Below are 12,917 nucleotides of genomic sequence, written 5' to 3'. Positions count from 1 at the left end.
AGATGAAGATGAGAGTTACGAATAATATGATGAATTCCCAATTGCTGTTGAACCTGAACCGCAATGGCGTGCGCATGAATGATCTGCAGACTCAGATGTACACCGGCCGGAAGCTCAATAAGCCATCGGATGATCCGGTAGGAATTACTTATTCCATGCGCTATCGTGCCGAATTGTCGTCCAATGAACAGCATCAGGCGAATGTGGATAGTGCATTGTCGTGGCTAGATTTTACAGACACTATGGTCGGTCAGGTCGGAGATGTGATTAAGCGTGTCAAGGAATTGACTGTACAGGCGTCTAATTCAACGAATCCTCAATCAGCGCTGACAAGTATTAAGACTGAGATAGAGCAATTGAAGGAACAATTAATTGATATTGCTAACAGTAAAATGAATGATAAGTATATATTCAATGGGCAGACCTATGATAAGAAGCCTTATGATTTTACGAAGACGGCGGATCATTTATCGGATACAAGCAATGTTGGAGATCTCTCTTCGGATGATGGGAAAATTAACTTTATCGTCGGTGAAAGTGTTCAGTTAGCCATAAATGTTACAGGTAACGATATATTTGGTTCTCCGTCAGAAAAGGATGACGACCATCTCTTTACGATGATGGATCGATTGATAGGAGCGCTCGGAAATAGCGATTTCCCGAAGATCTCGGAACAGTTGGATAAGCTTGATTCCAGACTGGATAAAGTAATGACTGTGCGTTCAGAAATAGGCTCCAAGACGAATCGAGTAGAATTAATGGGAAATCGTCTTGAAGATCTGGGACTTAATTTAACAGATATGCAGGCGAAGACGGAAGATGCCGACTATGAGAAGGTAATTATCCAGTCCAAGATTTCAGAAAGTATTTATAACGCATCTCTAGCTGCTGGATCGAAAATCATCTCTACATCTCTGGTGGATTTCCTGAGATAGAATGGTGGTGACAGTTCTGTGACTCCTCAAGTCCAAATAACTACCCAGCCGTCTCTGCTGGGGATGGAATCAAGCAGGGCGCAAATATTGATCAGGCAACCGAGAGGGGAACTTGAGATCAAGTCCCCTCGAGCTGATATGCAAATATCCCAGCCTAGACCGGAAATGCAAATCGATCAGCATGATGCGTGGAGAGCCTACAATGGAGGCACTGCCCTGGAGATGAATCGCCAGATTTATTCGCATATGCCTCAACTGTTTCTCGAAGGGTTAGCCAAGCGAGTTGAACAGGGAAATCAATTGGCAGCTATCCATTTAGGGAGTACAATCGCGGAGGTTTATGGCGGGGATTGGCAGAGAGATCCTTTCGTGGAGTACCGCGCACCGGCATCCTATGATAATGTAAATATCTATGTTCAGCCGCATAGGCCGGAAATTAATATTACACAGATAAAGCCGGAAATTAGCGGACAATCGCATAATCCGGAAATTGATGTTGAGCACGGGCATTTGAACATATTCGTGAAGCAATATGCTTCGATTCAATTTACACCACCCAATATTGATGTACAAATGTAATAGAACTACAAGCTATAGTGGCAATATGACCATCTATAGCTTTATTATTTATTATTGGAAGTAAATTAAAATTGTATATTTAAGGAGCGAGTAGAATGGAGCTTGAGACAGCTCAATTTGGAGTTGTAGATGTTAAGGAAGAACAAATATTTCATTTTCCGAAGGGCATACCTGGGTTCGAGGAACATACTGAATTTGCGGTTATTGACCTTCCGGACAGTCCTTTCTCTTATTTACAATCGATGCACGAGAGTCAAATCGCCTTATTGATTACAGATCCATTCCTCTTCTTCCCTGATTATGAATTTGAATTGTCGGATCATGTGACTGAAGAGCTTGAGTTAGGGTCGTCCGTGATGCTTCGTTGTATTCTGACCCTGAATAAAGATGTGTCGAAGTCAACTATAAACTTGTTGGCCCCTGTTGTTTTTAATTTGGAGAATAATATGGCCAAGCAGGTCATACTCCATTCCACGGAATATCGTTCGCGGCATCTTCTATGGTCTAAAGAGGAACATTCTCTGGCCAATAAGGCGGGTGAATAAGATGCTCGTATTATCCCGTAAGAAAGGTGAATCGGTCATTATACAGGACGAGATTGAGATCACTGTTCTTGGTGTAGAGGGGGATGTCGTAAGGTTGGGAATTGCAGCTCCGGGAAATGTAGAGATTTTCCGTAAGGAGATATATATATCGATTCAGGAGGCCAACAGGGATTCTGTGTCCCCAGCTTCAGTTAATGTTGGAGCCTTATTGAAGCAGTATCAGAGTCCTAAATAATTTTTTGTAATTTTAATTAAAAACTCTAAACATAAGCCTTCCTTCTGACGATAAATGTATTAGACGCTATTTCGGAGGGGCGGCCGACCTTAACGGAAGCGGGCGGAACCACATGGATGTGGGATAAATAATTTCAAGGAGGAAATACAAATGATTATTAACCACAATATTGCTGCATTGAACACGCACCGTCAATTGGGTGCTAATACAGGCGCTTCTTCTAAGAACCTGGAGAAATTGTCTTCTGGTCTTCGTATCAACCGTGCAGGTGACGACGCAGCGGGCCTGGCAATTTCCGAAAAAATGCGCGGCCAAATCCGCGGTTTGGACATGGCTTCCAAGAATGCTCAAGATGGTATCTCTTTGATCCAAACTGCTGAAGGTGCATTGACTGAAACTCACAGCATCCTGCAACGTATGCGTGAATTGGCTGTTCAAGCTTCCTCAGATACTAACGAAGGCGTTGACCGTCAAAAACTGCAAGCAGAAGTTGATGAACTCTCCAAAGAAATCAAACGTATTTCTACAGATACTGAGTTCAATAATATGAAGGTATTGGATGGAACATTTGACGATAAAACATTCCATATTGGTGCTAACTCGGGTCAAAGTATTAAATTGAGCATTGGTAATATGAGTAATAAAGAATTAGGCGTTAACGGTCTTAAAAAGGATACAACCCTTGCAGATTTAGGGGTTATTGTGACGAATAGATCCACTGATGAGGTTAAAATTGATATTGCCGCACCACAAACTAAAGATGGAGTTGAAATAAAAGAAACAACAGCTTCAATTGACAAAGATGGGAAAATTACTATTACTTTAGCACAGGGTGCACCAAAAACTGGACCTGATGCTCCTGGTGACATTACTGCAACGAAACAAGATGTTATTGATGCTTTGAAGAAAATTGGGGTTGAGGTAACTACAGATGGTTCTGCCACGACTGGTGTAATTGATAATGCAGTTGCAGGTACTACTGTAAAAGCTAATGCAGCAGCGGCAACCGACGTCGACGAGGATACTGGTGTAAATATCTCTACCCAAAAAGCCGCTGATACCGCCATCACCACCATCAACAACGCCCTAAACAAAGTTTCTGAAGAACGTTCTAAACTAGGTGCAAACCAAAACCGTTTGGAACACACTATTAACAACCTGGGCGCTACTTCCGAAAACCTGTCTGCAGCTGAATCCCGTATTCGTGACGTAGACATGGCGAAAGAAATGGTAGACTTCACGAAGAACAACATCTTGACTCAAGCAGCTCAAGCGATGTTGGCTCAAGCTAACCAACAACCACAAGGCGTATTGCAATTGCTTCGTTAATTTTAAATTTACTACGGAGAGTCTCGAGAATATTTTCTCGGGGCTCTTTTTTACATAGACTAAGCCTAAATTATATGTGCTAGAAAACCGATAAATATAACAATGAGGAATATCGGAAAGAGGGTGTATTCGTGAATCTGCAAATTTCTTTCAGTGGGAATCCTGCAGCTTCGAATGGACTTTATTCTCAGACACCTAAGATCGAAGCAAAATCGTTCATCCATGATGAGAAGCAGCTTGTACAAATGGAGAAGCAGGGAGATTATGTCACCATTGGTGAACAGCAGATGGTTCGTTCCATAGATCGGGCAATCAAGGCGCTCCAGGGGCCTGAGACAATGGTTGAAGTTAATGTTCATGAGAAGACAAACTCTATCATGGTGAAGGTGCTAAATAAAGAGACTGGAGAGCTTATTCGTGAAATCCCTCCAGAAAAGACTCTGGAGTTAGTTGCTAGAATGATGGAATTTGCAGGACTTATTATTGACGAACGTAGATAGGGGGAGGAAAGTATGAGAGTTCCGGGATTAGCAACAGGTATGGATATCGATTCTTTAGTAAAACAATTAATGACAGCTAAGCGGGCACCTCTTGATAAACTGAATCAGAATAAGCAAATACTAGAATGGCAGAGAGAAAGTTATCGTACATTAAACAGTGCTGTTGTCGATTTTCGCCAAAATAAGTTAGGTGCTAAGTATCGCTCTGCTTCTGAGATGAATGTATTTAGCTCTACAGTATCGGGTAATAAGGACGCTATTAGCGTTAAAGCTACAACCACGGCTAATCAAGTTCCTATGGAAGTGGAGGTTAAATCACTTGCAACACAGACTAGCTTGGAATCCTTGGCTTTAAGTGCAGGAACTTCTGTAAGGACTAGATTAGGAGATTTGAATAGTGCTGAAGATACGTTTACCTTTTCTGTGAGTCGAGGTGATGGTTCTTATACACAGTCATTTACATTCACTAAGTCGGATACTATCCAGGATGTTTTGAAGAAGTTAAATGGTGATGTGGCTGCTAATATTAGTGCCTCTTTTGACGAAGCTTCAAAGAAGATTATCATTAAGTCGAAGGAATATGGAAATGATACCGTACAATTTGATGGAACTTTGCTTACTAAGGCATTCAATGCTGATCCAGCCAATACTAAAGCGGGTAAGACTGCTGAGCTTACGATCAATGGTACTAAGTATACTCCAACCTCAAATCAGCTGACGGTTAATGGGGTTCAGATCAATTTGCTGGGAACTACCGATGGAAATCCTGCCAACATTACTACGAAGCCAGACGGACAAAAGGCGCTTGAGACAGTTAAGGCATTTATTGAGGATTATAATACTCTGATAAAGGCATTAAACGATAAAACCAACGAACAGAAATATCGCGACTTCCGTCCTCTTTCCACTGAGGAAAAGAAGGAAATGAAAGAGGATGAGATTAAACGTTGGGAAGAGAAGGCCAAGAGTGGTCTGCTGCGGAACGATGAGATTCTAGTCGAGGCATTAGGAAGCATGAGAAATATACTTGTCTCCTCTACAGTAACTTTAGGGGATTCAAGCATTGGCCTGCCATCCGTAGGTATTACTACAGGTCCTTATACAGAGAATGGAAAACTCTATCTGGACGAGGAGAAGTTTTTGAAAGCTATCGATGAGAATCCAGACCAGGTCCTTGAACTGTTTGTAGGCTCATCTGATGGATCATCCAAAGGGATTTTCGACAAGATGTATGATAGTCTTAATGTGACCTTGTCCCGACTATCTGACAAAGCAGGTACCCAAAAGTATAGTACAGATGTATCGGTTTCGTTAAATGAACAGAGTACCATGGGGAAAGAACTGAGGGATCTGAATAATCGGATCTCAGACCTTACCAAGAAACTTACAGTTATGGAGAATAATTATTATAAACAGTTTGCGTCTATGGAGACTGCCATTAATAAGTTTAACTCTCAATCAGCGAGTTTACTCTCATTTTCTGGACAATAGAAGAGGTGAATGAACAATGATTACATCTCCATATGATAAGTACAAGAAGACTTCTGTACAGACCTCCACGCCCTCACAGCTGCTGTTAATGCTGTATGATGGAGCGATTCGCTTCGTTCGGGGAGGCATCGAGGGGATCAAGGAGCAGGATCACAATAAGACCAATACTCAATTGAATAAGGCGCAGGCTATTATATCTGAATTAACGGCTACTCTGGACCGTAGCTACGAGGTCTCTGAAGGATTGGCTGCGCTCTATGAGTATATGAACCATCTTCTGATTGAGGCTAATATTAAGAAGCAGGAAGGCCCTGCTGAAGAGGCGCTGGGGTATCTGCTAGAGCTTCGGGAATCCTGGGCTCAGGCCGCCAAGATGGTTGCCGCTAGCGGGAATTAGGAGAATATGATGAATGAATTGATCGTGGAGTTGGACCAGTTAACACGGTCCGTTATTGGTTCGCTGCGTCAACTGTCGACCGAGGAGCTTGTGAATTTTGTCGGGAAACGTCAGATCATCGTTGATCAGATCGTTGACAGTGCCTCTCGCGAGCCGTTGAATCAATTTCAGCAAGAGAAGCTTGCTTCTATATTGGAATACGATCCAATGATTCGGGAGCGGATGGAGGAACTCAAATTAGAGGCTTCCAATTGGCTGATGCAGCGGGACCAGGCGAAGCAACAGCGCAGTGCCTACGAATCCGCGTATGCGTCAGATAGTATTCTAATGGATAGAAGGAACTGAATGAGGAGCAAGACTGGTGAAGCTATCATCAGTCTTGTCTGCATTTTTTCGACAATTCCCCAAATTTTATATAACAAATGGCTAGAAATATGTTAAATTATGATGTAAAAGTGAGAGAAAAGGCTTTCAAAGAGGAAATATAGGTTTTTTTTAGAAAAAGAGATGATTTCTCTTTTAAAATTGGCAAGATCTTGATATCATAGAGCATATGGCAAATATTGTGACCGATTTTGTCGGGAAGAGGAGGCTAACTATGATCGACATTCACTCTCATATTCTTCCTTTTATAGACGACGGGGCGACAGATTGGAACGAAGCTATAGAGATGGCTCAACAAGCTATCGCAGATGGAATAACGAAGATTGTAGCTACTCCTCACCATGCTAATGGAAGATATAATAATACAGCACCCGAGATCAATAAGTATGTCGTAGAGTTTAATACCCGGATTCATGACTTGAACATGAATTTGGAAGTGCTACCAGGGCAAGAAGTAAGAGTCTATGACAATCTATTGGATGATTGGAAGAATGGACAACTGGAATCACTGAATCATTCGAAATACTTATTATTAGAGCTTCCATCCTCTTCAGTACCTAGTTATGTCGAAGAATTCATTTATGAGCTATCGCTTATGGGACTACAAGTCATAATTGCACATCCGGAGCGTAATGCTGAGATCGCAAATGATCCTACGATTCTTCAGAATATGATAGATAACGGGGCACTGGGTCAATTGACTGCTCAGTCGCTAACAGGGGAATTTGGAAAGAAACTTCAGAAATTATCTTTAGATTTATGTCATAAAAACTTGGTTCAACTGATTGCATCGGATGCACATGACACTGTTAGGCGCCCTTTTGGTCTGTCGAAGGCTTACCAGATGATTGGACATAAATTGGGTTCTGAGATCGAACAGTATTTCAGAGACAACGCTGAGAAAGTGATTATGGATGCTCCAATCGCTTTATTGAGCGAAGATGGACACAAGAGCACAAGAAATAAGCTTAGCAGATTATTTAGTGTGTTTAGTTAGAGTTCTCTAACTTTAACATAGTGAGTTATTAAAATTTATTACATATATGAGGTGAATGACGAGTGACAATTAGAAAGAAGGTTGTTGTATCCACATTAGCAGTAAGTATGATTGCTGCGACTTTGTCAGGGATTCCATTGAGTAGTAAGGCATATGGAAGTCATGTAGGTGCCATTGTTGCTTCTGCAGCGGCGGCGGATTCTAATTTTGACAAAGTGAAAGAAAAGTTGGATGCGTTGAAGAAAGGAATAGAGACGCAAGAGAATGGTAAGGAAAAGTTATCTAATTTAAAAGATGAAATCAGTAAGATTTCAGATGCAGATCTGAAAGAAGCTTTTGATAGTATTTTGGCAAAAACGAAAGCAGCAGGAGTCGATGATGAGGTTCTGCTCAACCTTTATAAAGACATTAGTTCGTTAACTTACGATCCTGAGTATCAAGACTTAGAAAAAATTCGCAATAATAAGGATTATATTGACGCAGCCAAAAAACTGGCGAAAGCAGGCGGAGTAAAGGATTTAACAGTAGATGATATTGTTAAATTTGTGTTCGATCTTCAAAATGATTTAAATACCTCGCTAAAGGGGAAAAGCGAAATTCAGTTAGTAGCCCTTCTTCAGGATAAAGTTGAGAGGGATAAACTTTTAGATGAAGCGCTGAGTAAAAACGTTAAAGGAAACCATACGTTAGAAGATGTGATTAAGGAACTAGGGATTACAAGGAAAGATATTAAAGACACAGTAGATAACGTTAGAGGTAAACTTAATAATGAAACTGTCAAAATGGCAGCCTTGACCCTAATTGGTGCTTACAGACAAGCTTTCCTTACGGATTCAGGTACTGGTGGTAATAACGGTCCTGGCGGTGGTGGTAGCGGCGCTGCTAGCGGCGGTGGCGCACCAGTAACGAAGCCTTCCACAGAGGATACAGCTGAATCCCTTAGCCAAATGGATGTTTCCAAATTGGTTAAGATCGTTGATGGCAAAGCTACATTAGAGTTGAATGAAGCAGATGTCTTGAAGAAGCTTGATAAGATCAAGTCTCTGGCTAATGGCAAGACTGATTTGGCTCTGACACTTAATTTGGGAACAGTAGATGCAGCTGCGATTTCTGTACCTCTTTCCAAGAATATTGTAGAAGCGGCAAAAGCTGCTGGTATCGCGAATGTAAATGTAGTAGTTAATGGAATAACAGTAACATTGCCATTGTCGCAATTCGCTGATTCCTTGAATCTCATTATTACTAAGCAAGAAGATTCTGCAGTAACTTCCATCAGTCAGCTTAAGCTGGCATCGGACGTTCTTAAGTTCGAACTAGAGGTTAATGGAGTTATCAAGAATGAATTCCGTTCGCCAATTACCATTCGTCTGCCACTTCGTGATGCAACAGTGGATCGTGAACTTCTTACTGTAGCGAAGGTGGAAGAGAGTTCCCTGAAGTTTGAAGGCGGCACGCTGGATGGACAACATATTGTTGAGCCTAGAGGCACATTAGCTACTTTTGCGGTAGTTGAGAATAAAGTTACCTTTAATGATATTAGCAGTGTTCAAGCTTGGGCAGGACGTCAAATCCAAGTAGTAGCTGCTAAGGGAGCTATTGAAGGAAGAGGCAATGGAGTATTTGCTCCGAAGGATTCTGTTACTCGTGCAGAGTTCTCCAAAATGCTGATTCTCGCTCTGAACATGGAGAATAGTTTCGATACTGCAACCTTCACAGATGTAAGCAGCGATGCTTGGTACGCACCATATGTAGCTACTGCAGCACGGTTGGGCATTATCCAAGGACGCTCCGCTGATAAGTTCGCTCCGAACGATAAGATCACTCGCGCAGAAATGGCGACTATGATCTCCCGTGCGTTGAAGGTGAGCCAACAATTGGGCGATGTTGAGAATGTTGACGGCGCGTTGACCCAATTCGGTGATGCTGACAAGATTGCAGCTTCCTTGAAGAGTGGCGTAGCCTTTGCAGCTTCCAATAACCTGGTGATTGGTAGCGGTGGTAAGTTCAATCCGAACAACCAAGCAACTCGCGCTGAAGCAGCAGTAATGATCTATCGCACCATGAATTTCGAGAATAAATAAGACCGACTAGGACTTCCTCCTCTCACGTTGATTGGGAGGAGGAAGTTTTTATGTTAATTACAAGCTGGAGGGAACTTAAGTGCCACGAGAATTAGATCTAAGGGATTATTTCCGGATTGTTCTGAAGAGAATCTGGCTAATTGCCCTAGTTGTCGTATTGATATGTTTATTAGTAGGGGTGTATAGCATCTTCATTAAGAAGCCCGTATTTGAGGCTTCCACGAAAATAGTTGTTAATCAGACTCCTTCACAATCTGTAGCTAATCAAATAGATCTTAACCAGATCAATACGAATATTCAGTTGATCAATACTTACAAGGAAATCATCAAGACACCGGCGATATTAGATGAAGTTGTGAGGAATTACCCCCAGTTTCAGTTGAATACTGAAGAGTTGTCGCGAATGATTAATGTTAGCTCTGTTAATAACACTCAGGTGATGACTGTGGTTGTCCGTGATACATCTTATGTGAGAGCTGCAGAGATTGCCAACGCCGTGTCGGAGGTGTTCCAACAGGAGATTCCGCAAATTTTTAATGTAGAGAACGTATCCATTCTCAATATGGCCAAGACGGATCCTCCGGTAAGACCGAAGCCTGTGGAACCCAATATTATGCTGAATATGGCGATTGCCTTCGTTGTTTCGCTTATGATTGGGCTTGGACTTTCCTTATTGCTGGAATACCTGGATGATACCATCAAGTCAGAAGAGGACGTGGAGGATTATCTGGAGCTCCCGACACTCGCTATGATTACACGAATCAGTCAGGAAGATTTGCAGCATAAATCATCACGAACACAAACCGCATCTATGACGAAGAGGGGAGATAATAACCATGTCACGGCAGCCAAGTAGTAAACGTCATTTGATCACTTTGGTCAATCCCCGTTCCCCCATTTCGGAATCTTATCGTGCATTGCGGACGAATATAGAGTTCTCATCGGTAGATGAGAAGACTCAGATTATTATGATAACCTCTGCCGGGCCTGCAGAAGGTAAATCCACAGTAATAGGGAATCTAGCAGTCACCTACGCGCAGAATGAACGCAAAGTGCTCCTGATCGATGCGGATATGCGTAAGCCTACCGTTCATCGCACCTACCAATTGACTAATCGCTATGGTCTTTCATCATATCTATCACATCAGGTTGAATTGCAGGATGCTATTCAGGAGTCTGAACTTACTAATCTCTATATAATGACGGCAGGACCGATTCCTCCGAATCCGGCAGAGATGCTAGGTTCCAAGAGTATGAACAGCTTACTGGAAGCGCTGCGAGAACAGTTTGACGTAATCCTGATTGATGCTCCTCCCGTGCTTGCTGTAACAGATGCCCAGCTTCTGGCATCCCAGAGTGATGGCGTTCTATTGGTCATTAATTCCGGCAAGGTGAAGAAGGATATTGCGATTAAGGCCAAAGAGAGCTTGACGAGAGTGAATGCAAGAATGCTCGGTGTTGTATTGAATAATGTGAAGCGTAAAGCAAGTGAAGAGTACTATTACTATTATTATGGGAACTAGGGCGATAACCGCACTGTTAACAGCAAATATTCATTTGATTATGCTTGTTCTCATCAGTGGAGGCGCATGAAAAGTGAAGTTTCGTAGGGATGCGGCACTACTATTCCTCGTGGATTTAACCATTATATGGTTTAGTATAATTAGTTCATATTGGTTCCGCTATTATTACAGTTTTCCGATAGAGCATAGATCTGAGATGTTCTTGTACTGTATAGTGGCTACTGTCTGCCTGGGGATTAGTTTGTTTTATTTCCGTTTATACAGAAGGGCATGGCAATATGCCAGTATCGACGAGATTGTAGCAATATTTAAAGCGGTTCTTGTCGGAGGAGCATTATCCTATGTGGTCGCGCTGCTTCTCCTATCCAGACCGATACCGGCATCTGTATTTTTCCGCTCGATAGAGACGATTCTCTTACTGGTTGGCGGAATTCGCTTCGTCTGGAGAGTCGTTAAGCCAAGAGGGGCGAAGGAGGTTCCATCCGATGGTTATAACAATGTGTTAATCGTTGGAGCCGGAGATTGTGGGATTATCATTGCTAAGGAATTGAGAAGCTCCAAAGGAAACATGCGGGCGGTTGGGTTTATCGACGACGATCCTAATAAACTGCATTTGCAGATTTGTGGGTTGCCCGTGCTTGGGAACAGAGACTCCATTCCGGAAATCGTTGAAAAATATAAGGTGAAAGAGATTATTATCTCTATTCCGTCCGCTACGAAGAATGAGATTTCAGCAATTGCCAAGATATCTAAGGATACCGGGGCTCTGCTTAAGATGATTCCTCGTATTGATGATCTGATCTCCGGGAAGGTCTCGTTAAGCAGAATTAGAGAAGTTAGTGTTGAGGATTTACTCGGTAGAGATCCTATCATTACAGATCTCGACGGCATTATGAATTATGTAGAACATAAAGTAGTGCTGATTACTGGAGCGGGTGGATCGATTGGCTCAGAGTTATCGAGACAGATCGCCAGCTATAATCCCGGCAGACTGCTGCTGCTGGGGCACGGAGAGAATAGTATTTACACGATAGAGATGGAGCTGAAGAGGAATTTCCCGGAATTACGCTATGATACGATTATTGCAGACATCCAGGATTTGGATAGAATGGACCAGGTATTCAATAGTTATAGACCACAGGTTGTATTCCATGCAGCCGCACATAAGCATGTTCCTCTAATGGAGCGTAATCCGGCGGAGGCAGTAAAGAATAACGTATTCGGAACGAAAAATGTAGCTGATTGTGCCGATCGTTATGGTGTAGATCGCTTTGTGCTGATATCATCAGATAAGGCAGTCAATCCTACTAGTGTAATGGGTACTACCAAACGGATTGCTGAAATGTACATACAAAGTCTGAATGCATCTAGTGATACCAAGTTTGTAGCTGTACGTTTTGGTAATGTACTGGGAAGTCGCGGTAGTGTCATCCCGCACTTCAAGCAACAGATCAAGGAAGGCGGCCCGGTAACGGTCACCGATCCACAGATGGTCAGATATTTCATGACGATTCCTGAGGCGGTGCAGCTGGTTTTACAAGCGGGAGCTCTAGCTAAGGGAGGAGAAATCTTCGTCCTGGATATGGGCGACCCTGTAAGAATCCTTAACCTAGCCGAAGACCTGATAAGATTATCTGGTTATGAGCCATATGCGGAGATTGACATCGTATTTACAGGAATCCGCGAAGGTGAGAAGTTATTTGAAGAACTTCTGACAGATGAAGAGAATGCGACATCAACTCAACATAATCGCATATTCATCGGCAAGTCATCCAATCTGAAGAAGAATCAGATGGAATTGGAGCTAGCTAAATTACAAAAGGTGATAGAAGACGAGACACTCTCTGTGCGTGACATACTTGAACGCCTTGTTCCTAGATATGAAATCGTCTCCTGAACCTAGTATAAATTCAATGAAAGT

Annotated in this window: 14 protein-coding genes; all 14 read left to right on the top strand. The window is 42.4% G+C overall.

From position 1 onward, the window contains the following. Positions 1-8 precede the first annotated feature (8 nt). The 14 genes from flgL to BFJ94_RS17125 all read left to right on the top strand — a co-directional run bounded on the left by flgL (position 9) and on the right by BFJ94_RS17125 (position 12,893). Positions 9-935: a flagellar hook-associated protein FlgL gene (gene flgL / locus BFJ94_RS17190; RefSeq protein WP_120463756.1), complete on the top strand. Its 927-nt coding sequence runs from the start codon at positions 9-11 to the stop codon at positions 933-935. 18 nt (positions 936-953) lie between these two features. Beyond that, positions 954-1,514 carry a DUF6470 family protein gene (locus BFJ94_RS17185; RefSeq protein ID WP_120463755.1) on the top strand — a complete coding sequence of 187 codons (561 nt, stop codon included), beginning with the start codon at positions 954-956 and terminating at the stop codon, positions 1,512-1,514. A gap of 95 nt (positions 1,515-1,609) precedes the next feature. Next, a complete protein-coding gene (gene fliW, locus BFJ94_RS17180; RefSeq protein ID WP_120463754.1) occupies positions 1,610-2,059 on the top strand; it encodes a flagellar assembly protein FliW in 450 nt (149 codons plus the stop codon). A 1-nt stretch (position 2,060) separates the two neighbouring features. Continuing rightward, positions 2,061-2,294: a carbon storage regulator CsrA gene (gene csrA, locus BFJ94_RS17175; RefSeq protein WP_120463753.1), complete on the top strand. Its 234-nt coding sequence runs from the start codon at positions 2,061-2,063 to the stop codon at positions 2,292-2,294. 150 nt (positions 2,295-2,444) lie between these two features. Then, the gene (locus BFJ94_RS17170) at positions 2,445-3,623 is read left to right on the top strand and encodes a flagellin N-terminal helical domain-containing protein (RefSeq protein WP_120463752.1); all 1,179 of its coding nucleotides are present in this window, start codon (positions 2,445-2,447) and stop codon (positions 3,621-3,623) included. A 131-nt stretch (positions 3,624-3,754) separates the two neighbouring features. Continuing rightward, positions 3,755-4,123 carry a flagellar protein FlaG gene (locus BFJ94_RS17165; RefSeq protein ID WP_120463751.1) on the top strand — a complete coding sequence of 123 codons (369 nt, stop codon included), beginning with the start codon at positions 3,755-3,757 and terminating at the stop codon, positions 4,121-4,123. Between the two features lie 12 nt (positions 4,124-4,135). Next, entirely contained in the window at positions 4,136-5,614 is a 1,479-nt protein-coding gene (gene fliD / locus BFJ94_RS17160; RefSeq protein WP_120463750.1) for a flagellar filament capping protein FliD, read from the top strand. A gap of 16 nt (positions 5,615-5,630) precedes the next feature. After that, positions 5,631-6,011: a flagellar export chaperone FliS gene (fliS, locus tag BFJ94_RS17155; protein WP_120463749.1), complete on the top strand. Its 381-nt coding sequence runs from the start codon at positions 5,631-5,633 to the stop codon at positions 6,009-6,011. A 6-nt stretch (positions 6,012-6,017) separates the two neighbouring features. Then, on the top strand, positions 6,018-6,356 hold the full coding sequence (gene fliT, locus BFJ94_RS17150; protein ID WP_229716937.1) for a flagellar protein FliT: 339 nt from the start codon (positions 6,018-6,020) through the stop codon (positions 6,354-6,356). 253 nt (positions 6,357-6,609) lie between these two features. After that, complete coding sequence (locus BFJ94_RS17145) at positions 6,610-7,392, top strand: tyrosine-protein phosphatase (protein WP_120463747.1); 783 nt, start codon at positions 6,610-6,612, stop codon at positions 7,390-7,392. Between the two features lie 62 nt (positions 7,393-7,454). Beyond that, positions 7,455-9,473 carry an S-layer homology domain-containing protein gene (locus BFJ94_RS17140; protein ID WP_162944315.1) on the top strand — a complete coding sequence of 673 codons (2,019 nt, stop codon included), beginning with the start codon at positions 7,455-7,457 and terminating at the stop codon, positions 9,471-9,473. Positions 9,474-9,552: 79 nt separating this feature from the next. Beyond that, positions 9,553-10,329 (top strand): YveK family protein, encoded by a 777-nt coding sequence (locus BFJ94_RS17135; protein WP_120463745.1) that lies wholly within the window; start codon positions 9,553-9,555, stop codon positions 10,327-10,329. Beyond that, complete coding sequence (locus tag BFJ94_RS17130) at positions 10,310-10,996, top strand: CpsD/CapB family tyrosine-protein kinase (RefSeq protein ID WP_120463744.1); 687 nt, start codon at positions 10,310-10,312, stop codon at positions 10,994-10,996. Before BFJ94_RS17135 ends, BFJ94_RS17130 begins: the two co-directional genes overlap by 20 nt. A 241-nt stretch (positions 10,997-11,237) precedes the next feature. Continuing rightward, positions 11,238-12,893 carry a polysaccharide biosynthesis protein gene (locus BFJ94_RS17125; RefSeq protein WP_338044299.1) on the top strand — a complete coding sequence of 552 codons (1,656 nt, stop codon included), beginning with the start codon at positions 11,238-11,240 and terminating at the stop codon, positions 12,891-12,893. Positions 12,894-12,917: the final 24 nt, after the last annotated feature.

This window comes from Paenibacillus aceti (assembly GCF_003614185.1).
Taxonomy (GTDB): domain Bacteria; phylum Bacillota; class Bacilli; order Paenibacillales; family Paenibacillaceae; genus Fontibacillus; species Fontibacillus aceti.
Note: the sequence above shows the minus strand (reverse complement) of the source record. Positions and strands in the feature narration are given on the sequence as shown.

Coding starts and splice junctions, on each gene's coding strand:
- flgL (WP_120463756.1), top strand. CDS start 9: ATGAGAGTTACGAATAATATGATGAATTCCCAATTGCTGTTGAACCTG.
- fliW (WP_120463754.1), top strand. CDS start 1,610: ATGGAGCTTGAGACAGCTCAATTTGGAGTTGTAGATGTTAAGGAAGAA.
- csrA (WP_120463753.1), top strand. CDS start 2,061: ATGCTCGTATTATCCCGTAAGAAAGGTGAATCGGTCATTATACAGGAC.
- BFJ94_RS17170 (WP_120463752.1), top strand. CDS start 2,445: ATGATTATTAACCACAATATTGCTGCATTGAACACGCACCGTCAATTG.
- fliD (WP_120463750.1), top strand. CDS start 4,136: ATGAGAGTTCCGGGATTAGCAACAGGTATGGATATCGATTCTTTAGTA.
- fliS (WP_120463749.1), top strand. CDS start 5,631: ATGATTACATCTCCATATGATAAGTACAAGAAGACTTCTGTACAGACC.
- fliT (WP_229716937.1), top strand. CDS start 6,018: ATGATGAATGAATTGATCGTGGAGTTGGACCAGTTAACACGGTCCGTT.
- BFJ94_RS17145 (WP_120463747.1), top strand. CDS start 6,610: ATGATCGACATTCACTCTCATATTCTTCCTTTTATAGACGACGGGGCG.
- BFJ94_RS17130 (WP_120463744.1), top strand. CDS start 10,310: ATGTCACGGCAGCCAAGTAGTAAACGTCATTTGATCACTTTGGTCAAT.